The 26432-nt window shown below is 37.6% G+C and carries 23 protein-coding genes; 18 read left to right on the plus strand and 5 right to left on the minus strand.

Going from position 1 to position 26432, the window contains the following annotated elements; all coding sequences use genetic code 11:
• Positions 1 to 14 precede the first annotated feature (14 nt).
• The 3 genes from QNH24_RS05525 to QNH24_RS05535 form a co-directional block, all read right to left on the minus strand.
• The gene (locus QNH24_RS05525) at positions 15 to 1661 is read right to left on the minus strand and encodes a peptide ABC transporter substrate-binding protein (RefSeq protein ID WP_283871110.1); all 1647 of its coding nucleotides are present in this window, start codon (positions 1659 to 1661) and stop codon (positions 15 to 17) included.
• A gap of 900 nt (positions 1662 to 2561) precedes the next feature.
• Positions 2562 to 4247, minus strand: coding sequence for a methyl-accepting chemotaxis protein (locus QNH24_RS05530; RefSeq protein ID WP_283871111.1), 1686 nt, complete (start codon positions 4245 to 4247; stop codon positions 2562 to 2564).
• Positions 4248 to 4649: 402 nt separating this feature from the next.
• A complete protein-coding gene (locus QNH24_RS05535; protein WP_283871112.1) occupies positions 4650 to 6344 on the minus strand; it encodes an Rqc2 family fibronectin-binding protein in 1695 nt (564 codons plus the stop codon).
• A gap of 496 nt (positions 6345 to 6840) precedes the next feature.
• On the opposite strand from QNH24_RS05535, the gene QNH24_RS05540 reads away from it, so the two are divergent.
• From QNH24_RS05540 to spoVM, 15 genes are all read left to right on the plus strand, one after another.
• Entirely contained in the window at positions 6841 to 7716 is an 876-nt protein-coding gene (locus tag QNH24_RS05540) for a YicC/YloC family endoribonuclease (protein ID WP_283871113.1), read from the plus strand.
• Between the two features lie 42 nt (positions 7717 to 7758).
• A complete protein-coding gene (gene gmk / locus QNH24_RS05545; RefSeq protein WP_274795908.1) occupies positions 7759 to 8376 on the plus strand; it encodes a guanylate kinase in 618 nt (205 codons plus the stop codon).
• Positions 8377 to 8380: 4 nt separating this feature from the next.
• On the plus strand, positions 8381 to 8608 hold the full coding sequence (gene rpoZ / locus QNH24_RS05550; RefSeq protein ID WP_004227380.1) for a DNA-directed RNA polymerase subunit omega: 228 nt from the start codon (positions 8381 to 8383) through the stop codon (positions 8606 to 8608).
• A gap of 130 nt (positions 8609 to 8738) precedes the next feature.
• A complete protein-coding gene (gene coaBC / locus QNH24_RS05555; RefSeq protein ID WP_283871114.1) occupies positions 8739 to 9749 on the plus strand; it encodes a bifunctional phosphopantothenoylcysteine decarboxylase/phosphopantothenate--cysteine ligase CoaBC in 1011 nt (336 codons plus the stop codon).
• Positions 9746 to 12160, plus strand: coding sequence for a primosomal protein N' (gene priA, locus QNH24_RS05560; protein ID WP_283871115.1), 2415 nt, complete (start codon positions 9746 to 9748; stop codon positions 12158 to 12160). The genes coaBC and priA overlap by 4 nt, the downstream gene beginning before the upstream one ends.
• Positions 12161 to 12251: 91 nt before the next feature.
• Positions 12252 to 12746, plus strand: coding sequence for a peptide deformylase (gene def, locus QNH24_RS05565; protein WP_283871116.1), 495 nt, complete (start codon positions 12252 to 12254; stop codon positions 12744 to 12746).
• 1 nt (position 12747) lies between these two features.
• Entirely contained in the window at positions 12748 to 13689 is a 942-nt protein-coding gene (gene fmt, locus QNH24_RS05570) for a methionyl-tRNA formyltransferase (RefSeq protein WP_283871117.1), read from the plus strand.
• Complete coding sequence (rsmB, locus tag QNH24_RS05575) at positions 13686 to 15047, plus strand: 16S rRNA (cytosine(967)-C(5))-methyltransferase RsmB (RefSeq protein WP_283871118.1); 1362 nt, start codon at positions 13686 to 13688, stop codon at positions 15045 to 15047. Before fmt ends, rsmB begins: the two co-directional genes overlap by 4 nt.
• On the plus strand, positions 15047 to 16189 hold the full coding sequence (gene rlmN, locus QNH24_RS05580; protein WP_283871119.1) for a dual-specificity RNA methyltransferase RlmN: 1143 nt from the start codon (positions 15047 to 15049) through the stop codon (positions 16187 to 16189). Before rsmB ends, rlmN begins: the two co-directional genes overlap by 1 nt.
• A gap of 6 nt (positions 16190 to 16195) precedes the next feature.
• A complete protein-coding gene (locus QNH24_RS05585; protein WP_283872746.1) occupies positions 16196 to 16945 on the plus strand; it encodes a Stp1/IreP family PP2C-type Ser/Thr phosphatase in 750 nt (249 codons plus the stop codon).
• Positions 16946 to 16947: 2 nt separating this feature from the next.
• Complete coding sequence (gene pknB / locus QNH24_RS05590; RefSeq protein WP_283871120.1) at positions 16948 to 18924, plus strand: Stk1 family PASTA domain-containing Ser/Thr kinase; 1977 nt, start codon at positions 16948 to 16950, stop codon at positions 18922 to 18924.
• A gap of 11 nt (positions 18925 to 18935) precedes the next feature.
• Positions 18936 to 19820, plus strand: a complete 885-nt coding sequence (gene rsgA, locus QNH24_RS05595; RefSeq protein WP_283871121.1) for a ribosome small subunit-dependent GTPase A — start codon at positions 18936 to 18938, stop codon at positions 19818 to 19820.
• Positions 19821 to 19822: 2 nt separating this feature from the next.
• The gene (rpe, locus tag QNH24_RS05600) at positions 19823 to 20491 is read left to right on the plus strand and encodes a ribulose-phosphate 3-epimerase (RefSeq protein WP_283872747.1); all 669 of its coding nucleotides are present in this window, start codon (positions 19823 to 19825) and stop codon (positions 20489 to 20491) included.
• Positions 20488 to 21141 (plus strand): thiamine diphosphokinase, encoded by a 654-nt coding sequence (locus QNH24_RS05605; RefSeq protein ID WP_283871122.1) that lies wholly within the window; start codon positions 20488 to 20490, stop codon positions 21139 to 21141. The genes rpe and QNH24_RS05605 overlap by 4 nt, the downstream gene beginning before the upstream one ends.
• An 18-nt stretch (positions 21142 to 21159) precedes the next feature.
• A complete protein-coding gene (gene spoVM / locus QNH24_RS05610; protein ID WP_283872749.1) occupies positions 21160 to 21261 on the plus strand; it encodes a stage V sporulation protein SpoVM in 102 nt (33 codons plus the stop codon).
• Between the two features lie 257 nt (positions 21262 to 21518).
• Here spoVM and rpmB read toward each other — a convergent pair whose 3' ends face one another.
• Positions 21519 to 21707, minus strand: a complete 189-nt coding sequence (rpmB, locus tag QNH24_RS05615; protein WP_054770615.1) for a 50S ribosomal protein L28 — start codon at positions 21705 to 21707, stop codon at positions 21519 to 21521.
• Between the two features lie 371 nt (positions 21708 to 22078).
• Positions 22079 to 22819, minus strand: coding sequence for an IclR family transcriptional regulator (locus QNH24_RS05620; RefSeq protein WP_283871123.1), 741 nt, complete (start codon positions 22817 to 22819; stop codon positions 22079 to 22081).
• 243 nt (positions 22820 to 23062) lie between these two features.
• On the opposite strand from QNH24_RS05620, the gene QNH24_RS05625 reads away from it, so the two are divergent.
• The 3 genes from QNH24_RS05625 to QNH24_RS05635 all read left to right on the plus strand — a co-directional run bounded on the left by QNH24_RS05625 (position 23063) and on the right by QNH24_RS05635 (position 26430).
• Positions 23063 to 23935 carry a dimethylarginine dimethylaminohydrolase family protein gene (locus QNH24_RS05625; RefSeq protein ID WP_283871124.1) on the plus strand — a complete coding sequence of 291 codons (873 nt, stop codon included), beginning with the start codon at positions 23063 to 23065 and terminating at the stop codon, positions 23933 to 23935.
• A 68-nt stretch (positions 23936 to 24003) separates the two neighbouring features.
• On the plus strand, positions 24004 to 24765 hold the full coding sequence (locus QNH24_RS05630; RefSeq protein WP_283871125.1) for a dimethylarginine dimethylaminohydrolase family protein: 762 nt from the start codon (positions 24004 to 24006) through the stop codon (positions 24763 to 24765).
• A 279-nt stretch (positions 24766 to 25044) separates the two neighbouring features.
• Positions 25045 to 26430, plus strand: coding sequence for an amino acid permease (locus QNH24_RS05635; RefSeq protein ID WP_283872751.1), 1386 nt, complete (start codon positions 25045 to 25047; stop codon positions 26428 to 26430).
• Positions 26431 to 26432 lie beyond the last annotated feature (2 nt).

A 26432-nucleotide genomic window follows, 5' to 3' on the forward strand; every position in this document is an offset into this window, starting at 1 on the left:
AATGGTTAACAAAATTATTTCATCTTTACATCTTTAAGGTGGATATCACCTGTTGGATTTGGATTTAAATTTTCAATACCATCTTTAACTACTGATAAATTCGTGTAGTAGTAAATAGGTGCAACTGGGAATTCTGTCATACCAATTGCTTCTGCTTGTTTTAAATACTCAAGACGTTTAGCTTCATCTACTTCAGCAACTGCTTTATCTAGTAATTCTTTATATTGAGCATTTTCCCATCCTGTTTGGTTGTTACCGTTTTTAGCCGTATCGAACATTTCAAGGAATGTATATGCATCTAGATAGTCAGCTACCCATCCCATACGACCAATTTGATAGTCACCCGTTTTTAATTTGTCAATATAAACTTGCCATTCTGAGTTATCTAACTCAGATGAAATACCAAGTTTTTTACTCCATTCTTCTTGAATGTATTGAGCAATTGCTGCATGTCCTTCAGAAGTGTTATATGAAATGTTAACTTTAATATCTTTAGGGTCTTTAATACCAAGCTCTTTCATTCCAGCTTCAAGAGCAGCTTTTGCTCCATCAACATCATTATCTTTGAAGTAACCACGGTCTTCTGTAAAGCTAGGAATTGCTGGAGGAACCATACCTGTAGCCGGTTTTTGTTCACCTTTAGTTACGTTGTCAATTAATGTTTGACGATCGATTGCTAGTGTAAGCGCTTTACGAATATTTGCATTAGACATAATTTTGTCTTTTGTATTGAATTTATACCAATAAATACTTGCTTCGTCCTTGATTTTTAAAGAACCATCTTTTTTGAATTCATCAATAACATTAAGATCTACTGTTTGGAATGGCTTACCAATATAGTCAAGAGAGCCAGATTTAAAGTTAGTAGCAACAGTTGGCTCTTTTTCAATCATAGCAATATTGACAGTATCAACATCAACATTTGCTGCATCCCAATAATCTTCATTTTTTGTAAGAACGATAGAATCACTATGTTTCCATTCGCTTAATTTATAAGGACCATTTGTTACGTAATTTTCACCAGCGTCTGCGTACCATTCTTCATTAGCCTCAGTCACTTTTGGGTTAATTGGTAAATAAGTTTTAAAGCCTGTTAATTCTAGGAAATAAGGAGTTGGGTTTTCTAAAGTTACGACTAAAGTTTTGTCATCTTCAGCTTTAATACCAACGCCATCAGCAGAACCACCATTGTGGTAATCTTTAGCACCTTTAATTGGGTAGAAAATAGAAGCATACGCAGAAAGATTTTCTGGATTTAATGCCCATTTCCAAGCATATTCGAAGTCACCTGCTACAACTGGATCACCGTTTGACCATTTTGCATCACGTAATTTAAACGTATAAGTCTTTTTATCATCGCTGATTTCCCAATCCTCAGCTATACCTGGAGTAGGCTTACCATCAGCGTCTGAAACAGTTAGACCCTCAAAAACGTTAATTAAGATTGCACTAGATGTAGTATCTTCTGCAAGTCCTGGGTGTAAAGACGGTGGTTCTGAAGGAATTGCTAAGTTAAGCTCTTTAGTTTTTGAACCAGAATCTTTTTTACCGTCTGAAGATGAAGAATTATCAGACTTATCTCCACCGAAGCCACATGCAGCAAGAACTAATGAAAATACTGCAAGGACTGTTAGTAATAAAAACTTTTTGTTTTTAATCATGTAAATCCCCCTTATACAATTTTAAGCCTTCTTTGAAGCTCCTATTTAATATACCAAAAAAATCATTGTGCACAAAATAAAAAAGATTCAAATTTATATAGTATTATCTGACATCTAATAGAATAATAAATTTTTTCGATTTATCACATTACTAAACTAAAGTGTTTAATTGATAATAATTTGATATTTTTATCTTTTGAATATCAAAAATAAAACAAAAATAAAAAAATGACATACTATACCGAAAATTCCTATTCTTTTGATAATATTATTAATATTTGAAAAATGATTCGAAAGTCATAGATGTGATTCATTAAGAGAATTGTTTGGTTATGTAGAAAATCTTTGCAAAACTAAGTGATTTAGTTTCGTATTCAGGTAATTTTTTGTAATTTCCTATGTCGAAACATGAATATTTTTATCTATTAATGATATACAAGAATCTTGTTTTGTATTTATCTAAGATTTTCTGTTTTGACGCTAAAAAAGAAGAAGTAAAGTAAATGAATGAAATAATGAGCCCTTTTTAAGAAATAATTGTATTGAATGGGAAGTGATTTTAAGTAAGAGAAGTTTTCTTGAAATAATTTAAGGGATGCTTGAATATGCAATGATGTATGTAAAAATGACAAAAATCATCATTTATTCACATATTCAATTTTGTATCTATTGAATGGTAAAAATAACTATTTTAACGCGATTTTAAGTAGTTGTTTTGTGGAGAAGTTCATTTGTCTTACTTAGAAGGAAAGTACGTGCATATAGTTATTATAACATTCCAGATGAAAGTCTAAGTATGTGGTTTTTGACGAATTTTGTTGAATCAAAAACAGGAAAGAAAGGGATTAAGGATAAATATAGCAGTGCATTTTTTCGTTTTCAAATGCACTGCTAACATGTTTAAAGTTTAAATTGGCTAATTTTTGATTGCAGATCCAATGATTTTTCACTTAAATCAGCAGCGACCTGGTTTATTTGTTGCATTGTAGCAGCTTGTTCTTTACTAGATTCTGCAACAATTTGTGTATGGGCTGCACTAGCAGAGGCACCATTTGCAATCTCTGTGACAGATGCAGCTACTTGTTCTGCACTGGCAGATATTTCTTCAGAAGTAGCAGAAATATCTTCAATTTGATCGGTCATGGTATTAATAGCTTCCACGATGGCTTCAAAAGCTGTCCCAGCCTGGCCAATCATTTGTACACCATCTGCTACAGATTGTAGACCATTCTCAACAGCCTTCTCTACATTTTGCGTATCTCCTTGAATTTCTTGCGTTAAATTGACAATTTTATTGGCAGATTGCTTGGATTCTTCAGCTAATTTTCGCACCTCATCCGCTACTACGGCAAAACCTTTACCATGCTCACCTGCGCGTGCTGCTTCGATTGCGGCATTTAGAGCTAATAAATTAGTTTGTTCAGTGATAGCTGTAATGACTGTAGTGATATGACTAATTTCTGCAGATTGTTTGCTTAATTTCTGAACAAGATTATTAATTACCTGTGTGGAGTCATAGATGATATTCATTTGTTGTTGAGCCTCATCCGCTGTTGTACTACCGTTATTGGCTAATTCTGTTGTTTCGACTGCGTTTTGATGTAGTTGTTGGGTTGCTTCTGCTATACGTTGAACCCCTATAGCTGTTTCATCCATAGCATGTGCACTTTCATTTGCAGCAATGGTAGCAGCAGAAGCCGTGTTTGCAGTTTCAGTTATACTTCTTGTTACCTCATCTGCTGAAGCAGAAATTTCTTCTGTAGAGGCGGAAAGCTCTTCAGCCGAGGCCGTTAAGTGTTCTGTGTTGCCTTGAATATGGGTTAACAAGTTTCGCAAGCTGTTTTTCATTGTGTTAAAGGCGGTAGAAAGCTGACCTATCTCATCTTTAGACTGATGGCTAATATCTTCATGATACAATTCACCATTTGCTATGTTATTGGCTGCGATAACTGTTAATTTTAAAGGCTTTGAAATGGTACGCTGCACATAAAGCATTAGTAATATCCCAATAACTAATCCTAGAGCGATGGCAATAATCGAGATTGTTTGTGAATTGGCTACGGCCTTTTTGGACTCCTTCGTTACAAGATCAAGCTGGTTCTTTTGGTAGCTTACAATCTTTTCAGATACTTCTAATAATCCTTTATTTGCTTGTTCAACCTCACTATTAACTTTTTGTAAAGCCTCATCAAGTTTTCCTGCAGTATGAAGGGCAAGAGCTTCATCCGCTGCTTTATTAAAAGCTTCATTATATGTATTGAGGTCCTTAGCGTAAGTGTCCATTTCGGATGAATCGGATATTTGCATTATTTCATCTACATGCTCATCTAGCATTCCAGCATATTTCGAGAAATTTTCCTGATTAGTTGCTTTATCTTCAATAAATATTGCGCGAATAAAAAGGCCTTGCATCGCTAGTTCAAATTGAATATTATCCGCTAACTCTACTAGGGCGACACGATTTTCAAGTGCATTTTCAACCTTTTTTTCAATGTTGGTAAACTGAAAAAACATGATTAACAAAGAAATAATTAAGGTGAGGATGATTGTGAAAAAACCAAAACTTAGTTTTCTGCCTACAGTCATAGAGATACGCCCTTTCCAAAATACAAATATAATTTTTTTTATACTTAAATTTAGCCTTTTAGAAAGATGGAAGTCAATAACGCAACAGATAAACAGTACAGATTATTCATGAGTTTTTTTGACGCTATTATAATAAGGAACATTTGCTGTAAAAAAAGAGTAGAAGAAAGAAAAATTTAATACAGCTATAGTAAGGATTGCGTGGAAATTAAAATAAAAAAGGAATACGATATATCACATATCCTATTCCCTCTCTATTCTGTGCGGAAATACAATTTGGTCGTAGTAATTTGGGATACTATGGTCGAGTTTTGCACATATAACTTTAACTTCGTCCTAGTAAACAGTTTTTCTACTAAGCAAATTAACTTACAAAGATCATCCTGTATTTCAACACCAAGTTTATGATTGTTTTTTTAACTGTAAAATAACAGCTTCATCAGGATCAATGTATAGAGTTTTTTGTTCAAAGTAAATAACAAATCCAGGTTTAGCTCCATTTGGCTTTTTTACCTGACGGATTTCTGTGTAATCTACTGGAACAGACGAGGATTCCCTTGCTTTCGAAAAATAGGCAGCCAGTGTTGCTGCTTCACGAAGAGTAGTTTCGTCCGGTTCACTCATATGGATAACAACATGGGAACCAGGAATATCTTTCGTATGGAGCCAAATATCTGTGCGTTTAGCAATTTTAAATGTCAGCATATCGTTTTGTTTATTATTTTTACCAACAGATATGGGAACGCCTGTAGAAGATACATAACGCTCTGGTTCCGGCTTTGCTTGTTTTTTCTTTTTTCGAGCATGACGTAATTTTAAATAACCTTGTTCTGCTAACTCCTCGCGAATTTCTTCAATATCACTCGGCGCTGCTTGTTGAACCTGCTGTGAGAGCATTTCAAAATACACAATCTCGTCCTTCGTTTTTTCGAGCTGCTCCTGAACCATTATAAGTGCATTTTTGGCCTTTGTATATTTTGTATAGTAGCTTTGAGCATTTTCAATTGGGGTCTTACGTTCGCTGACTGGGATAGTGATTTCCTCTCCCGTTTCACTATAGTAGTTCATGACGGTGACTTCTTTTACACCCTTTTCAAACGCATATATATTTGCCATTAGTAGTTCACCATATAATTGAAACTGGTCGAGCCTTGAAGCGTGTTCATAGTCTTTATTAAGTTTTTTAATTTTTAATGTTAGCTTATCAATTTCATTTTGTAGCCATCGCTCTAAATCACCAGCCTGTTGTTTAACACGATCTCTCTCAGCGCGTGCAAAAAATACACGATCAAGTAGCTCATGAACATTTGAATAGTTGGTAACATCTCCTTGTAAATGTGTTAAAGCGATTGGGGAGTAGTAAGTTTTATTATTTGCTACTACATACATTGGCTGTGTGCCACCATGTTGAAAGGAAGCAATAAAATGTTGAAAGCAATCAACCTTATCTTTTGTATCCTTCAATCGGAACAGTAATTCCTCAGCATGTAACGGTGAGAAGCCCATAAACTGAGAAACAATATCCTTAGCAGATTTTGTTTCTGAGAAAAAAACTCCTAGCTGTTCTTTCGTTACGGTAAGCGGGTGCCATTTATTTTGTGCGGGAGGAGCAATGTAAGGCTGACCAGGTAGCACTGTACGGAAACTATTTACAGAAGGTGGCAAATGCTTTAAGCTATCGACTATTTTTTCCTGCTCCTTATCAATTAATAATAAATTACTGTGACGCCCCATAATTTCAGCGTGGAGCTCCCTTACAATTGGGTCGCCAATTTCATTTTTACTTTCAATTTCTACTATTATAATGCGGTCAAAATCATGCTGTTTAATTGAAGAAATAAAACCACCGTCCAAGTGCTTTCGTAACAGCATACAAAACATTGGAGGTTCTGCTGGATTTTCAATGGATTGCTCCGTAAGATGAACACGCGCATAAGAAGGATGAATTGAAAAAAGTAATTTATGATTACTTCCATTTGCACGGATGTGAAGGACAACCTCCTGAGCGTTCGGCTGATGTATTTTAGTAATCCGACCTTTTACTAATTGTTGTAGATCGGCTGTCATTGAGTAAGTAAATAAGCCATCAAATGCCATATGATTTCCTCTTTCCAACGATATAAGCATCCTTGGTACTTTCGTATTTGTTGTATTTTCATAATGCAGCGGTACCCCATGTTTCATTTAGGTAGCACAAATGCACTATTCTAATGTTTATCATAGCATTTTTTAGGAGAATATTAAAATATAGCTTCAGAAGTGGTAGAATTAGCTTTTGCTCTATCTTGGGTGTCCAAAGATAGAGCCACCAGCGGATGTTACGGAAGGTTGTTAGCCTAAAACCTCCGCATCCTGCGAAAATAGCTAACTGACCTACCTCCAGTAAAAACGCCTACGTCCCTGTGACATTATAGAAATACCGACGTCGTGTCCGCCTAGTCAAAATCTGTATGCATTGTTTTCGTAGCGAAAGCAAAGCGACAGCAACAATTACGCTAAGGCGAAATTGCTCTAATTTTTTACGGAGAGACATCATAAATGGCAGAGCTTATGTTATAATAATTCCAGTATGCAAAGAAAGGTGTGACGAACCTTGGTGCGTAGTATGACTGGTTTTGGCAGAGGTGTCACAACAACAAGGGACTTTCAATTAACCGTAGAAATGCGCTCGGTCAACCATCGTTTTTTAGAAATTCATGCAAAATTTCCGAAAGAATGGCTTGAAGCAGAAATTTTTGCAAAGAAACTAATTTCACAAGCTTTGTCACGCGGCAAAATAGATGTGATGGTTTATGTGAAGGATTTAGAAAATGTCGAGCAATCTATCGAGATTAATTGGTCATTAATTGAAGCGTATCGTAAGGCAAAAGAGGAATTAGCAAAAAAAGTACCACTAGAAGAAAAATGGACGATGCAAGAGCTACTATCACTTGAACAAGCACTTGTCCAAGAAAAACAGCAGCTTACACCTGAGGATTTACTAAGAGCTGTGGAAATGGCGGTTACGCAAGCAATTGAGCAATTAATTCAAATGCGTGAGCGTGAGGGGCAAGAGCTACATGATGTTGTCGTACAATATAAACAGCAGCTAACGGAACAGGTGAACCAGATTCGATCATTCTCCTCACTAGCTGTAGAAAAATATCGTACTCGATTATTGGAGCGAATTACAGAAATAGCTGATGGTGCGTTGTTAGAGGATCGCTTACTTGCAGAAGTAGCGATATTTGCTGAACGTGTGGACATTACTGAAGAATTGGACCGATTAGATAGTCATTTTAACCAACTGGAGGAGACGTTATTAGAAACGATTTCTGTAGGGCGTAAATTAGACTTTTTAATGCAGGAAATTCATCGTGAAATTAATACGATTGGCTCCAAAAATCAATCTACAGAGGCGGCAGTAGCGGTAGTTCAAGCGAAGACAATTTTAGAAAAGATGCGTGAGCAGGTTCAAAATATTGAATAGCCTATTGCATCTGTTATAAATTAAGGGAGATATAGAGAATAAATGATAAAAGAACGTGGATTATTAATTGTTCTGTCTGGCCCATCTGGTGTAGGTAAAGGGACAGTGCGAAAAGAATTATTTTCTCAGCCGAATACGAACTATGAGTATTCCATCTCGATGACAACACGAAATCCTCGCGAAGGTGAAGTAGATGGTGTAGACTATTTTTTCAAGACGCGTGTAGAATTTGAAGCGCTAATTGAACAGGGTGGCTTATTAGAGCACGCAGAATTTGTCGGTAACTATTATGGCACACCACTAGCCTATGTGAACGAAACACTGGATGCAGGTCGTGATGTGTTTTTAGAAATTGAAGTGCAGGGTGCAGCACAAATTCGTAAAAAAGCACCAGATGCCTTATTTATTTTCTTAGCCCCTCCAAGTTTAACGGAATTAAAAGATCGTTTAGTTGGACGTGGGACAGAAACAGAGGATATCATTGCAAAACGCATTGCTACTGCAAGTGAAGAACTTGAAATGATGAGCTTGTATGACTATGTTGTGGAGAATGATGAAGTGACGAATGCCTGTGATCGTATTAATGCGATTATAAAAGCTGAGCATTGTCGTAGAGAACGTGTGGAAAAAAGATATTTGTCAATGTTGAGAGGAGAATAAACCCATGTTATACCCATCAGTAGATGCATTAAAAAAAGAGATCGATTCAAAGTATTCATTAGTAAGTCTAGCATCAAAACGTGCTCGTCAAATGCAGGAAGAACAAGATACAGAACGCTTACACAAGTATGTTTCCCATAAATATGTAGGAAAAGCACTTGAAGAAGTAGCGGCAGGTGTACTTACAAAGGTATCACAGGATGAGTCAACTGTGTACGAAGACGAAATCTAACATGGATGTAAAATAGCTTTTGCCCCATTAATGTTAAAGTCTTGCAGTGGATTTTTGATTATACAGAATGCCGAAAGCTCCCGAGGAATGATCCTTTGGGAGCTTATCCTTTGAAAGGACGATATTATGCATGAATAAAAATATTTTACTTTGTGTTTCAGGTGGTATAGCGGTTTATAAGGCTGTCGCTCTTGTTAGCAAGCTTTCGCAGGCAGGGGCGAATGTAAAAGTCATCATGACAGCATCCGCAAGACAATTTGTAAATCCATTGAGCTTTCAAGTGATGTCCAAAAATGATGTCTTTTTCGATACGTTTGATGAAAAGGATTCTAGCGTTATTGCCCATATCGATTTGGCGGATTGGGCAGATTTAGTGTTAGTTGCTCCTGCGACAGCCAACATCATAGGAAAACTGGCAAATGGCATTGCTGATGATATGGTAACCACAACCCTGTTAGCCACTACTGCACCCGTTTGGATTGCACCAGCTATGAATGTGCATATGTATGATCATCCAGCGGTTAAACGGAATTTGGCTCAGCTTGCATCTGATGGCTATCAATTTATTGAGCCTTCAGAAGGATTTTTAGCATGTGGGTATATCGGGAAGGGACGTTTAGAGGAGCCGGAAAAAATAACAGCGATTGTCCAAGAATATTTTTCAGAAACAGCAAAGAGACTTTCCGGAAAAATTGTAGTTATTACAGCGGGAGCATTTTATATGCCTGTGGACGAACAACATATAATCAGTGCGTATGCTAACGGTAGAATTGGTCAAGCGATTGCCCAAGAGGCCAAGGTACTTGGAGCAAAAACAATCCTTTTAGATGAAGAAGATGCGAACGTGCATAAACTTTTGGCAAAACTTGAGGATTATAAAAAACAATATCCGCAGGCTATTTTCATCCATGCGGCAAATATCCCTGCAATCGAAGGTGCGCCAACATTATCGATTGAAGGAACAGTTGCAATAACCTTTGGACAAAGGGTTATTGGTGAACCTATGTTAACCATTACATCTGATAAATGGATTGATTTTAGTGATGAAGCACAAATAAACGGGGAACCTTTTGATACATCGAATGCTGAGCTTTTTGCGAAGGCGTTTTGGGCATTTCTTATTCAAGGTGAGGAGCAATGAGCTATTTAATTGCAGAGGTTATAGTGGATGTTTCAACATATCATGTCGATCATCCATTTGATTATAAAGTGCCGGTAGAATGGTCAAATGTTATTGAAATGGGTTGTCGTGTAAAAGTACCGTTTGGGCCAAGAAATGTCCTAGGCTTCGTAGTTGGATTAAAAAACGAAACAGAGGTACCACAAAATAAAATTAAGGCTATTACACAAATATTAGATATAGAGCCCGTGCTAACGGAAGAAATGCTATTGATGGCAAAGTGGTTAAAAAACGAAACAATATGCTATGAAATTGATGCCTTACAGGTCATGCTTCCATCTGCACTGCGAGCAAAATATGAGAAAATTATTACGCTACAAGAGGAAAATGATGCTTTACCAGATGAGGCTAAAGCAATTTTTGGTAAGCGACAACAGGCTAATTTTAAAGAATTCGAGCGTGCTGAATTACTTCCATTATTAAAGCAGCTTATAACTAATAAAATCGTAAAAATTGAAAATGTTGTAAAGCAGCAAGGAAATGTGAAAGAAATAAGGATGGTTAAAATTTCACATAATCAGCAAGATATAGACAGGGCAATGGAAGATGCAGCGAGAGCAGCCAAACAGCGCCAGCTAATTGAGTGGATGGGCAGACATCTTGGAGAGGTCCTTTTGCCACAGAAAATCTATGAGGAAACTGGTGTATCTTCCGCAGTACTCCAGTCAGTTATCGAAAAAGGAGCAGCCCATTTTATACATGAAGAGGTATATCGGGACCCCTTCACAAGGGAGGTTTCTCGTACTCAATCATTGCAGCTGACGGATGAACAGCATATTGCACTAGAGGCAATTACTACATCGATGGAAGAACAGACAGCGAAAACTTTTTTACTACACGGTATCACAGGAAGTGGTAAAACTGAAGTATATCTACAAGCGATACAAAAGGTCTTAGATGATGGTAAGGAAGCCATTATGCTGGTGCCTGAAATTTCATTAACACCACAAATGACAGAGCGTTTTCGTAGTCGCTTTGGTGAACTGGTTGCTGTTATGCATAGTGGACTATCTGTTGGAGAGAAGTATGATGAATGGCGTAAAATTCAGCAGGGAAAGGTGAGCGTTGTTGTAGGAGCTCGTTCAGCTATCTTTGCGCCTTTCACAAATATTGGTTTAATTATTTTAGATGAGGAGCATGAATCTACGTATAAGCAAGAAGATTCACCAAGATATCATGCAAGAGATGTAGCAATTTGGCGAAGTGAATTTCATAAATGTCCTGTTATTTTAGGAAGTGCAACGCCTGCATTGGAATCATTCGCTAGGGCTAAAAAGGGTGTTTATAACTTACTTACATTAAAGCAACGTGCTCTGCATCAAGCGTTACCAACTGTTTTTATTGCTGATATGCGAGAGGAGCTTCAAAAAGGAAATCGTTCTATGTTTTCTGAGCAGCTTGTTGAGGCAATGCGTATAAGGCTAGAGAAGCAAGAGCAGATGGTGTTGTTTTTAAATCGCCGAGGCTATTCCTCATTTGTGCTTTGTCGTGATTGTGGTACGGTTGTGCAATGTCCAAACTGTGACATTTCGCTCACATATCATCGTACAACTGAGAAATTAAAATGTCATTATTGTGGGTATGAGGAGCGTGTTCCACGAATTTGCCCGCAATGTCAAAGCGAGCATATTCGCTACTTTGGTACAGGTACACAAAAAGTGGAGGAAGAAATTTATAAGCTTTTTCCGGAGGCGAGGGTGCTTCGGATGGATGTGGACACAACAAAGCAAAAAGGTGCGCATGAACAAATTCTCCAGGCATTTGGAGAAGAACAGGCAGATATTTTGCTAGGCACACAAATGATTGCAAAAGGGCTTGATTTTCCTAATATTACGCTAGTAGGTGTGTTGAGTGCCGATACATCATTACATCTTCCCGATTATCGTGCGGCGGAGCGAACATTTCAGTTGTTAACACAGGTAAGTGGTAGGGCTGGAAGACATAACAAGCATGGAGAGGTTATTATACAAACGTATACCCCAGAGCATTATGCTATTGAGCTGGCAAAAATACAGGATTACGAGCCATTTTATGAACGAGAAATGTTTTTACGTCGTCGTTCAAGCTATCCACCTTATTTTTTTGTTGCGCTTGTTCAAATCTCTCATGAGGATGTTATGATGGCAGCGGAATATGCTGGACGTGCGGCGGATTGGCTACGAGGAAATTTATCTAATCAAGTTGCTATTATTGGTCCAACAACTGCAAGTATTAGTCGTCTCCAAAATAGATATCGCTATCAATGTTTGATAAAATATAAAATTGAACCAAATCTGATTGCTGTCTTACAGCGCCTTCTTGCAATGTATCGAGCAGAATGGATAAAACAAGGGATATTAATGACAGTGGATTTAGATCCGTCAACAATCTAATTATAATTGAAAGAATTATTAATAGATTTTTTAAAAATATTGACTTTACAGAGTAGCAAAGTCTGAAATAGTAGAAATGAGGAAACAGAAAATGGCTATAAAAAAAGTTGTAGAACATCCAGCAAAGGTCTTATCTACGCCATGCGCTGAGGTAACAGAAATAAATGAAGACATAATTACGCTGTTGGATGATTTATATGACACAATGGTTGAATATGATGGGGTTGGGATTGCAGCACCTCAAATAAATGTTGGCTTGCGTGTTGCAATTGTTGAGCTTGGTGAGGAACGAGATATATTAGAAATGATTAACCCAACTGTTATCGAAACAGACGGCGCAGAAATAGATATTGAGGGCTGCTTAAGCTTTCCAGGGTTATACGGTGAGGTTGAGCGACCTGACTACGTGAAAATCGAAGCATGTGATCGTGAAGGACGCGTTTATGAGTTAGAAGCGGGAGGCTTTGATGCTCGAGCTATTTTACATGAAATTGATCATTTAGATGGCGTGCTATTCGATTCAAAAATCAAACGAATTGTCACAGAGGACGAACTTGAGGCAATGTACGCAGAAGAGGAGGAATAATATGACATCAATAATTTTTATGGGAACACCAGATTTCTCTGCTCCAATTTTGCGTATGCTACACCATGAAGGATATGATATCAAAGCAGTTGTTACACAGCCAGATCGTCCAGTTGGCCGGAAGCGTGTTCTTACGCCACCACCTGTAAAGGCTGCTGCTATAGAATTAGGCTTATCCGTTATACAGCCTGAAAAGCTACGAGGTTCTGAGGAATTACAGCAAATCCTTGATTTACAGCCTGACTTAGTTATAACAGCCGCATTTGGACAAATATTGCCGAAAGCATTACTTGATGCACCCAAGCTTGGATGTATTAACGTTCATGCATCACTTTTACCCAAATATCGTGGAGGTGCACCGATTCACCAAGCGATTATTGATGGTGAAAAAGAGACAGGTGTAACAATCATGTATATGGCTGAAAAGCTTGATGCAGGTGATATTATATCTCAGAAGGCTATCCCAATCGAAGAGGATGACCATACAGGTGGTCTATTTGATAAGCTCAGTGTAGTAGGCAGAGAATTATTAAAAGATACACTTCCTTCTATTATTAATAGAACAAATAGTCGAACAGTACAGGATGAAGCACAGGTAACCTTTGCAAGTAATATTTCACGTGAACAAGAGCGTATCGATTGGACAAAGGATGCTGCAACTTTATACAATCAGGTGCGAGGACTGCATCCATGGCCAGTAGCCTATACAACCTTTGAGGGTGAAAACTTTAAGATTTGGTGGGCTAAGGTTGGCAACACAAAGCACGAGGCTCGTCCTGGTACAGTCGTTGCCATTTCAAAGGATTATTTTGAAGTTGCGGCTGGAAATGGCACAACACTTGCACTATATGATGTTCAACCAGCTGGTAAAAAACGTATGATAGCTGAAGAATACTTGCGTGGTACAGGTTCTAAATTACAGATTGGGGACCAATTTAAATGAGTAAAAAAAGCGTAGTTATTTGGGATGGAAATGTGCGTGATGCTGCCCTTTCTATTCTTTTAGCAATAGATAAAAATCAAGCCTATAGTAATTTACTTTTAAGTGAAACGATCAAGCGACATAAAATTGAGGCGAAGGATCGTGCTCTTTTAACAGAAATTACGTATGGCACCCTACAATATAAAATGACACTTGATTATTATTTAGAGCCCTTTATTCGTGGCTCTGTGGATCATTGGGTGCGTTGGCTTTTACGATTATCCCTATACCAAATACATTATTTAACGCGTATTCCGCCACATGCAGCGGTGAATGAGGCTGTAGAAATTGCTAAGCGTCGAGGTCACCAAGGTATTGCCTCAATGGTTAATGGTATTTTACGATCTATTTTACGTCAGGGTGTAGCTTCTACTGATGAAATTAAAGATCCAATTGAGCGCCTTGCTATTGAAACAAGCCATCCAGAGTGGTTAGTGCAACGCTTTGTGGATAACTATGGTATGGAAGTAGCGACTGAGATGTTACAGGAAAATAATGTTCCACCAGTACAGACTGTCCGCGTTAATACAACAAAAGTAAATGTCGAGGAAGCGATTGCCAGCCTAGAAGCGGAAGGCTTAACGGCTAAAAAAAGCGATATGATGCCAGAATGCTTACATGTAACAAATGGTCAGCCTGCTCGAACAAAAGCATTCCAAGAAGGGCTGATTACGATTCAGGATGAAAGCTCGATGATTCCAGCAAATGTCCTACATCCAAATCCCGGTATGCGTGTGTTAGATATGTGTGCCGCACCAGGTGGGAAAACAACACATCTAGCGGAGATCATGAACAATGAGGGGTCGATTTTAGCGACCGACCTTCATCCTCATAAATTAGATTTAATCGACCATAATACAGATCGTCTTGGTATTAATATAGTAGAAACTGCGCCTATTGATGGCCGTAAAGCACCAGATTTTCTACAGCCAGAATCCTTTGATGCTATTTTAGTCGATGCTCCTTGTAGTGGTCTAGGTGTTATGCGTCGTAAACCAGATATTAAATATACAAAGCGTGAAGAAGATTTAGAAAACCTTCAAAAAATACAATTGGCATTGCTTGATGCTGCAACAAAAGTATTGAAAATAGAAGGGAAACTTGTGTACAGTACTTGTACAGTCGATAAAAAAGAAAATGAGGGCACTGTAAATGCCTTTTTAACAGCGCATCCTGAGATGGAAGCGATACAACTAGAATCTTTACCAACAAAATTAGCGGAAAAGCAAGCAAATGGCATGCTTCAAGTCTTTCCACAAGACTTTGGCAGTGACGGTTTCTTCGTCGCCGCCTTTCGTAAAAAAGGAGGATCCAACTAATGGTGGATCAAGAGAAATTTAATGAACGTATCAACGATTTAGTTGACGAAGCAGAAGAAAAGCCTGTTCGACGCGCAAAAAAAGAAAAGCCTAATTTAAAGGAATCTGTCTATTCTTTACAACCAGAGCAGTTAGAAGAGTGGTTAAAGGAAAATGGTGAAAAACCATTTCGTGCAGCACAAATCTTTGACTGGTTATACAATAAACGTGTAAAGACATTTGCTGAAATGTCTAACCTTTCAAAGGGATTACGAGAAAAGCTTGAAGCAAGCTTTGCTTTAACAACATTGTCAACCATTGTTCAGCAAGAATCCAAAGATGGTACCATTAAATTTTTATTTCAATTACAGGATGGCTATTCTATTGAAACGGTATTAATGCGTCATGATTACGGTAACTCTGTTTGTGTGACAACACAGGTGGGGTGCAGAATTGGCTGTACGTTCTGTGCCTCCACTTTAGGTGGCTTAAAGCGCCATTTATTAGCAGGAGAAATCGTGGAACAAGTTGTCAAGGTTCAGCAAACATTAGATGAAGTGGGAGAACGTGTCTCACATATCGTTATTATGGGAATTGGAGAACCTTTCGATAATTATGATGCGATGATGAACTTCTTAAAAGTCATTAACCATGAAAAAGGTTTAAATATCGGAGCGCGTCATATTACTGTTTCGACTTCGGGTATCGTACCAAAAATTTATCAATTTGCTGATGAACAGCTTCAAATTAACTTTGCTGTATCTCTGCATGCACCGAACCAAGAGGCACGCCAAAAATTAATGCCAATCGCACGTGCCTATAAATTGGATGAATTAATGGAGGCTGTTCGTTACTATACAAAAAAAACTGGCCGACGTGTGAGTTTTGAGTATGGTTTAATGTCAGGTGAAAATGATTCAGTAGAAATTGCAGAAGAATTATCTGCATTAATTAAAGGAATTAAGTGCCATGTCAACTTAATACCAGTAAACTACGTACCAGAGCGTGATTATGTGCGTACATCTCGTAGTCAAATTTTTGCTTTTGAAAAAACATTAAAGAAAAATGGCATTAACGTAACAATCCGCCGTGAGCAAGGCTCTGACATTGCTGCTGCGTGTGGTCAATTACGTGCGCAAGAGAGATCTGAAGAGACGAGGTGACCAGTGTTGAAATACACAGTCGAAAGTGATATTGGGTTAAAACGAGCAATTAATGAAGACCGTGCTGCATTTTTTAAACGTCCAGATGGACTTGCACTAGCACTCGTAGCGGATGGCATGGGCGGTCATAATGCTGGCGATGTTGCGAGTGATATGGCAATGAAACAAATGGAACAAGTTTTTTTACAGGCAGAAGCACATCATTTTGCATCTACGACATCAAAAGAAGAGTGGTTATTACAAACAGTCAAGCAACTGAATAAAAATATCTATGACTATTCTTTATCACATGAAGACTGTAAAGGAATGGGCACGACGTTTATTGCAGTGTTAATTGAAGACAATCATTGTTTCATTGCACATGTTGGTGATAGCCGAGTGTATTATTTCTTTGATGATGGTGCACAACAAATAACAAGAGATCATTCATATGTAAATGTTTTGGTTGAAAATGGTGAGATTAGTGAAGAGGAAGCATTAACACATCCGAAAAAAAATTTCATCTTAAGAGCTTTAGGCACAGAAGAAACGATTAAACTAGACTTTTATGAAGTGGATTTAGCATCAGATTCGTATTTACTCATTTGCTCTGATGGTTTAAGCAATAAATTAACAGTGTATGAAATGGCGTCTATTATTACGTATCCGGATTCCATAGAAGAAAAGGGAAGAAAACTTGTGGAATTAGCAAATGCAAGTGGGGGGGAAGACAACATCTCCCTCGTGCTGCTCACAAGGCAAGATGAGGAGGTGTAAGTATGCTTGTAGGAAAACGAATTAGTGACCGCTATAAAATTATTGAACTCATTGGTGGCGGGGGTATGTCTAATGTCTATTTGGCACATGACATGATCTTAAATCGTGATGTAGCGATAAAAATATTACGCTATGATTTCACAAATGAGGATGAATTACATCGACGTTTTCAACGTGAGGCACTTTCTGCTACAAGCCTTACACATCCCAATATTGTTAGTATTTATGATGTAGGCGATGATGGAGATCTACATTATATTGTTATGGAGTATGTTCAAGGAAAAACATTAAAGCAGTACATACAGGAATATGCACCAATTTCTCCTGCTAGAAGTGTGCATATTATGAAGCAGTTGACGTCTGCAATTGCTAATGCCCATGAAAATCACATTATTCATCGTGACATTAAGCCTCAAAATATTTTAATGGATGCTGAAGGAAATGTGAAAGTCACTGATTTTGGTATAGCAATGACGTTAAGTGCAACATCCTTTACGCAAACAAATTCTGTGCTTGGTACTGTTCACTATTTATCACCAGAGCAGGCTCGTGGTGGTACAGCTACAAACAAATCAGATATATATGCACTTGGTATTGTATTATATGAATTATTGACTGGAGAATTACCTTTTTCAGGTGAGTCGGCTGTGTCGATTGCCTTGAAACATTTACAAGCTGAGACACCATCTGTTCGCGCATTTGATGCTACAATACCACAGAGCTTGGAAAATGTTGTGCTAAAAGCTACAGCAAAGGATGCTGCTCATCGTTATTCGACAGTAGAAGAAATGCAGGAAGATTTAGAAACAGTGTTATCGCCTAATCGTATAAACGAGCCTAAATTTGCTATTCCATTTGATAATGATGCCACTAAGGCTATTCCTATTATAAAGGACCAAGCGATACGAAATAATGAGGATTTAACGAAAACTAGAGCCATTGAACCTATTACACAATCCAAACCAAAACAAGACCCCAAAAAGACAATTGACAAGGTAACGCCTACTAAGAAAAAGAAAAAATGGCCGAAATATGTTGCTGGCTTATTCATCACAGTAATCGTGGTGTTCTTATACTTTTTATTTGCTACGGAGCTTTTTAGCCCAAAAAAGATACCTGTACCTAGTGTGACTGGTTTAACTGTTGAGGAAGCAGAAAAGAGATTAGAAGCAGATGGCTTTGTTGTAGGTGAGATAAAATCACGTAATGATGAGGAAGTAGAAAAGGATAAGGTGATTGAAACAGATCCGGCAGAAAAGGCAGAGCGTGTAAAAGGAACGAAAGTAGATATAATCGTCAGTCTTGGAGAAGAAATGACAAAGCTTGATAATTATGAAGGGCGACCATTTAGCCAAGTGGAAGCATTACTCAAGGACACATTTGCGGATATAAAATCTGAAGAAGTTTATTCACAAGAGCAGGCTGGTACTATTATTGGTCAGGAGCCAGTGGAAGGTACTGAAGTAATCGCCAAAGATACAACTTTACTATTTAAAGTTAGTAAGGGTGTACAATTGGTTAAAGTGGGGAGTATTGTGAATTATACTAAGGCTCAAGCAGAAGCGTATTTAAAAGATAAAGGCTTAAAATTGCATATAGTTCGTGAAGAAAATCACAATACAATACCAGCGGGAAGTATTATTTCACAATTGACAAAGGCTGAAGCAGAAGTTGAGATAGGTTCAACAGTAAGTGTTATCTTAAGCAAGGGACCTGCTAAAAAGCCTGATAAAACTTTTGTCAAAATAATCAAAATTGAGTATAAACCAAATGAGGAAGGCTTAGAACAAACCGTTCGAATCGAAATTCAAGATAAAACTCATTCAATGGTAGATACGTATGACACATTTCCTATCACGGCTGATACTGAATACAAAATACAGCTTGTTATAGGTGAGGGTCAAGAAGCGGCCTATAAAATTATTCGTGATTCGGATATCATTGCTGCAGATAAAATCAACTATGATGATATTAAATAAGGGGGAATTGGATGGCGCAAGGCCAAATACGCAAAGCATTAAGTGGTTATTATTATGTCTATGATGGAGCTCAATTAATACAATGTCGAGGACGTGGGGTATTTCGCAATCGCGGGGAATCCCCACTCGTTGGCGACATTGTAGAATATACGCTTGAAACAGAGGGATCAGACGGTACTATTCAAAAAATAATGGATCGCCAAAATGAATTAGTACGCCCTCCAATTGCTAATATTGATCAAGGCATTCTTGTGTTTTCTGTAAAAGAACCTAATTTTAATACGATTTTACTGGATCGATTTTTAGTTGTCTTAGAATCATTTCATGTTCATCCGATTATTTGTTTAACAAAAATGGATTTGCTAGAGGAACATGAACGTGAGGAATTGCAAGGCTATATAAAAGATTATGAAAGCATGGGATATACTGTACTGCAAACCTATAAAGGGGAGGAAGAATTAATAGAACGGCTTCAGCCGATTTTAAAAGGAAAAACCTCTGTGTTAGCAGGACAATCTGGTGTTGGCAAATCCACATTGTTAAATACTTTAATTCCAGATTTAAATTTAAAAACAGGTATTATCTCACAAAGCTTAGGACGGGGAAAACATACAACACGCCATGTGGAATTAATAGAGGTATGTGACGGTCTATTAGCAGATACACCTGGATTTAGTTCTTTTGATTTTGATGACATTGAAAAAGAAGAATTAGGCGCATGTTTCCCTGAAATGGTTCAAGTAGCGGAGAATTGTAAATTCAGAGGTTGCTTACATTTAAAGGAGCCAAAATGTGCCGTGAAGGTAGCTGTAGAGGCGGGAGAAATTCGTGAATACCGCTATAAGCACTACGAACAATTTATGCAAGAAATTATGGATCGAAAGCCGAGGTATTAATGATGATACAAATTGCACCATCAATTTTAGCAGCTAATTTTGCTAAATTAGGAGAAGAAGTAAAGGAAGTAGAAAAGGCGGGTGCCCAGCTTATTCACATTGATGTAATGGATGGACATTTTGTGCCAAATATTTCCTTCGGCTCTATCGTATTAGATGCCATTCGTCCTTTAACTGATTTACCGCTAGACGTTCATTTAATGATCGAAAATCCTGATCAATATATTGAACAATTCGCCAAAGCGGGAGCAGATTATATTACGGTGCATGTAGAAGCTTGCCGCCATTTACACCGTACAATTCAGTTAATTCGTTCATTAGGAGTCAAACCTGGTGTTGTGTTAAATCCACATACACCAATAGAATCGATTCAACATATTTTAGAGGATATTGATATGGTACTGTTTATGACAGTGAATCCGGGCTTTGGTGGACAACAATTCATCCATTCTGTTGTGCCAAAAATTAAAGCATTAGCTACAATCATTAAAGAGCGTAATCTTGATATTGCTATTGAAATAGACGGTGGCATTAATGCAGAGACAATAGTTCCATGTGCTAAGGCAGGTGCTACAATTTTTGTAGCAGGCTCAGCTATTTATAGCAAAGAGGATCGTACAGCAGCCCTTCAAGAAATTCTTGCTGCTGGTGAGGCAGCGATTAAAGGATGACACTAGTTGTTGTTTGTGCTGGTGGTCCTAAAGAGGAGCTATGTTCATTTGCTTCATTTTCAAAGAAAGAGGATGTACTATTTATTGGGGCTGATCGAGGAGCACTATATTTAATTGAGCAAGGCATTACACCGCATGCAATAGTTGGTGATTTTGACTCTTTAACACATGAGGAATATGAGCTTGTGATGAAGCATACCAATGATAGGCAGCGATTTCAGGAAGAAAAGAATGAAACAGATACTGATTTAGCGCTGTTAAAGGCCTATACCTACCAACCATCAGAGATTATACTCACAGGTGTTACTGGTGGACGCTTGGATCACTATGAGGCAGCAATCCGCTCCATTTATCGTTTGCAAAGGGAGCATCCACATATTGTCTTAAAGATTATGAATCATGCAAATCTATTGCAATTTTTAATGCCAGGTACTCACATTATTCAAGCAGATCAACAGTACCGTTATTTGTCCTTTTTTGCACATGAAGAGACGATAAAAAATGTTACTTTAAGGCAAGTGAAATATGAAACAACTGATGAAGAAATTACGTTAGGTACATCTCGATTTACAAGTAATGAAATAATAGGTGATTCAGGGTCTATATCTTTCTCAAAAGGCATATGTTTAATGATAAGAAGCATAGATTAGCGTAAGGAGGAGATAGTCCTGAAAGTCTATACTTTTCAGTTGCCAAAAGTTGTGAGTAGTATTACGCGTACATGTATCAATCTTTTTAAAAAAGACAAGAAAGTAAAAAAATCCGACTAATATTGGTCGGATTTTTTTCTGCCCTAGCGTTTGTTCTATTAGACTGTTCAATTATAGATTCTTTTTATAGTTCTGAGAAAATAAAAGCCTCTATTCATTATGTTCAGTGTAATGAATAGAGGCTTTAGGTAATTATCTAGCTGCTTACAATATGTTGCACTATATTTAAATGCACGAAGGCGGTTGGTAGTATGCCCAGTTAGAAAGAAAAAAATCGATTTGCGCTATAAGCCAAATCGATTTTTTAGAAGCAGCGATTAAACGCGCTCGATTTTACCTGATTTTAATGCACGAGTAGAAACCCATACACGTTTTGGTTTACCGTCAACTAAGATACGAACTTTTTGAAGGTTAGCACCCCAAGTACGTTTGTTAGCGTTCATAGCGTGGGAACGGTTGTTACCAGTACGAGCCTTACGTCCAGTGATTACACATTGTTTTGGCATGTTGTATTCCCTCCTTACTGTCAATGCTGAAAGATTATTATTTCAGTTCGGTATTTCACATACCATAATAATTTAACATACGATGACGTTCAGTGCAACAGTTTTCACATAACCTTTCAAGAAAAAAACCTTTACAGACAGAAAATCATTCCTTAATTTTGTTTAATCAATTTCGCCTTAGCGTAATTGCGTCTGGATTTTGAATTGTGCCCGCACAATTCATTCCTTTGAAAATCCGTGACATCCGCCGGAGGCATTATCTTCATTCAGTAGGTGATTGGACACCCGCTGAAAAGGAAACAAAACCGCATTCATCACACCACCTGTAGAGGTGGGAGTCTTCTGCTGAATGAAGATAAAGAGAATGCATCTTATTTACCTCGATAGCCAAGCTTAGCTGAGACACGTCTACCAGTCTCCACTAGAGAATCTGTTAGGTTTTGAATATGTTCTGGAGAAACATTGAAGCTTACAAAACCTATGCTTACGGCACCTACTACCTCACCAAAACCATTTAGGATGGAGACGGCAATAGAAGAGGTTCCTGCTGTTCTTTCCCCATGACTAATGGCAAAACCTTGTTGTCTTATTATAGCAAGCTGTGCCTTAAATTCAGCGATTTCCTCATGTGGCATAAGTTGCTCCATGATTTCATTTGCTTGATCAACAGGCATAGCAGCTAAAATGGCTTTATTTGCAGCACCTATATGCATGGGTATACGAATTCCTAGCTGATCGTAAATACGAATTGGATTAGCAGCGCTGTCTATTCTTTCAATAATAATCGTATCTAATCCAGCGGGTTTACTTAAATAAACGCTTTCCTCAACTTTTCTTGCTAAACGCTCTAATTCAGGTCTTATTTTACTAATGTAGTCCATCGTATCATACACTTGCAAACCAAGCTCCATCCATATTGTACCAAGTCGGTATTGTTTCGTCTGCTCATCTTGCTCAATCATTCCTTGCTTAATCATCGCTTTTAAAATTCTATGTAATGTACTAAGTGGCAAATCACATTTTGCTGAAAGCTCTGATATAGACAAGCTGTTTTCACTTGTTTCAGTAGCTAAAACTTTAGCTATGGTCATTGCACGTTCTAATAATTGCATGTCATTCCCACCTCTCCTTCCTATTATTTTATTTTTATTCCTTGTCTGCGTCTAGCTCCATAATTACAGTGCTACCTTTACATATGAAAATATCGCAAGTATTCATTTTTACTCCAAAAGGCAGTGCGAATATAAAAACTTTTCTAAATATATTGACAGTATAGCATAAAACACATATATTTTTCATATAAACTTTCCTCTTAACGGAAACGTTTTCCACTAAACGGAAAAGGGGTGAAGGGAATGCATTATTGTTCATCAATGTATGCACCTTTAAAACACGTAATAGTAAAACATCCAAAGGATGCTTTCCGAAACCAGGAGCATCTTAGAGATGAATGGAAAACATTTAACTACTTATCAGAACCAAATTTTGATGGGGCACTAAGAGAATTTGCGGATTTTATAGCGATTCTTGAAAAGTATGTGAAAAAAATTGATTATTTACCAGAATCAGAGAGTGTAGGTTTAGACTCCCTTTATGCACATGATCCAGTCAAATTTACCCCAAAAGGAGCTATTATTTTAAAATCTGGTAAAACACTCAGACAACCTGAAGCAGCCGTTTATAAAGACTTTTTACTAGATAAAGGTATTCCAATCATTGGCGAGTTAACAGGGGATGCAGTTTCAGATGGCGGCGATATTGTTTGGCTAGATGATAGAACACTTGCTGTAGGGAGAGGGTATCGAACAAATGATGAAGCAATTCGTCAGCTAAAGGATATGACGGCAGATATTGTGGATGAATTTATAGTTGTCCAGCTTCCACATGATTTAGGAGAGGCAGAATGTTTACACTTAATGTCCTTTATTAGCATGGTTGATAAAGATTTGGCGGTCGTACATTCGCGATTAATGCCAGTATTCTTCCGCCAGCTACTAATCGAACGAGGTGTTCAATTGATTGAGGTTTTAAAAGATGAATATGATGCGTTAGGCTGCAATGTGCTAGCCCTAGCACCAAGAGTGTGTGTAATTCCACAAGGAAATCCAATAACAAAACAGCAGCTACTTGATGCAGGGGCTACCGTTTATGAATACAAAGGTAATGAAATCACAGTAAAAGGAACAGGTGGTCCTACTTGTCTAACTTGTCCAGTGGTAAGGGGATAAAGTGGGGGAATGTACTTCATCCCTCTGATTAGTAAGTATTGCTAGTTAAATATAAAGGAGACGAAATGATGTTTAAAAATGTTATTGTAAAAAATCCAGGTAATAGTTTTGTAAACGGTTTAACAACAAGTGATCTAGGAAAACCAGTATTGGAGAAATTATTTGAACAACATGAAAAGTATGTGGCAGCGTTAAAAACATGTGGTGTAGAGGTAACTCAACTTCCTGCAAACGAGGCATTTCCAGATTCAACATTTGTAGAAGACACTGCTGTTTTAACATCTGAGTTTGCGATTATTTCAAATCCAGGTGCAGAGGCTCGCAATCGTGAAATAGAAGATATTGAACCAGCAGTAAAAAAATTCTATGAGAAAATATATTATATTGAAGGTCCTGGAACGCTTGATGGTGGAGATGTGCTACAGGCTGAAAAGAAATTTTATGTTGGTATTTCGGACAGAACAAATGAAGAGGGAGCAAGACAATTTAAAGAAATAGTTGAAAAAGAGGGCTATGAGGCAACGATTATCCCATTAAAAGAATTCTTCCATTTAAAAACAGGGATTGCCTATGTGGGTCAAAATCGCATGGTTCTTGCAGGTGAGTTTATCGATCATCCGGCATTTGCCTCCTATGAAAAAATTATTATTCCAAAGGAACACGAGTATTCAGCAAACTGTATTCAAGTTAATGATTATGTGATTATACCAGCCGGGTACCCAGAAACTAACCGTAAGCTAAATGATTTGGGCTATCAAACAATTGAGCTTGAGATGTCTGAATTCAGAAAACATGATGGTGGGTTAAGCTGTTTATCGTTACGTTTTTAATCAAATGTACAACTACCCAATCAATTTATATGGAATAAATTGATTGGGTACTTTAATACTTAAGATATCAGAATATTCACCTTAATTTAGCGAGCATACAAACGCCTAGTAAATCAAGAAAAACCCTGGCGAATGTCAATGGTTTTTGAAGAGGAGCTTTTCGAGTGAGCTCGAAAAAATACGGACGCAATTACACTAGGGCGTAATTGAATTAATTTGGGGACATATGGAAAGTGGGGATGGAATGTGAATAAAGGAGAACAACTTTTAAACCGATCAATGAAAAGCCGTCATTTATTGATGCTATCACTTGGAGGCGTTATTGGGACGGGGTTATTCTTAAATGTTGGCTATACAATCAATCAGGCAGGTCCCGGGGGAGCTTTAATTGGGTATTTATTTGGTGGATTAATATTATATATGGTTATGAATTGTCTTGGAGAATTAGCTGTTTATATGCCTGTAACAGGATCTTTCCAAACCTATGCAACACGTTTTATCAGTCCATCAGCTGGTTTCTCATTAGGATGGATGTACTTTGTAGGTTCAGCAGCAACAGCAGGAGTCGAATTTACAGCTGCAGGGATTTTGATGCAGCATTGGTTTCCAAATGTGCCGATTTGGATCTGGTGTGCAGTTTTTATGGTTCTACTCTTTATCTTAAATGCATTAACAACAAAGGGTTTTGCAGAAGCAGAGTTCTGGTTTGCGAGTATTAAAGTCATTGCAGTAATAGCATTTATTATTATTGGGGGTGCTGCCATTTTTGGTTTGATTCCATTAGCTGATCGCCCTACACCACATTTTACGAATTTAGCACCTTCTGGGTTATTCCCGGCAGGAATTAGTATTATCTTTGTCACGATGATGAATGTTATCTTTTCTTATCAGGGATCGGAGCTTGTTGGTATTGCTGCTGGGGAAACAGAGAGTCCAGAAAAAAACATTCCACGAGCAATACGGACAATTCTTTTTAGAATCATTGTTTTCTATATTGCCTCTATTATTGTATTGTCTGCTATATTCCCTTCTTCTGAGCTGGGCTTATTAGAAAGTCCTTTTGTAACGTTAATGAATTTAGCTGGGGTTCCATATGCTGCTGGCATTATGAATTTTGTTATTTTAACGGCTATTTTATCAGTAGGGAATTCATGCTTATATGCATCAACACGCTTGCTATGGTCGATGTCTAAAGAGGGAATGGCTCCGAAACTATTTGGACGTCTCACTAAAAACAAAGTGCCATTGAATGCATTGATTTTTACAATGCTTTTCTCATTGCTCTCCCTCTTAACAAGTGTAATGGAAGCAGATGCAGTATTTGTTTTACTCATGTCTATTGCAGGAATATCCGTTACGATTTCTTGGATGGGAATATGTGCCTCTCAATTGATGTTCCGCTATCGTTATGTAAAGGCTGGAGGGAATGTAGCTGACTTAAAATTTAAAACGCCATTTTATCCATTAATCCCAGTTTTTTGTATGAGCTTTTGCGTGATAATCCTTGCCTTTTTAGCTTTCGATCCAACGCAAAGAATTGGACTACTATATGGTATTGGATTCTTTATCGCATGCATGATTTTCTACAAGATTAAATTGAGTAAAACGAATACAGTTTCTTCTGAACTGGAAATAACAGAACAGGAATCACTAGATAGACAATGAAA

Origin of the sequence: Lysinibacillus pakistanensis (assembly GCF_030123245.1) — a bacterium.
GTDB classification, from domain to species: domain Bacteria; phylum Bacillota; class Bacilli; order Bacillales_A; family Planococcaceae; genus Lysinibacillus; species Lysinibacillus pakistanensis.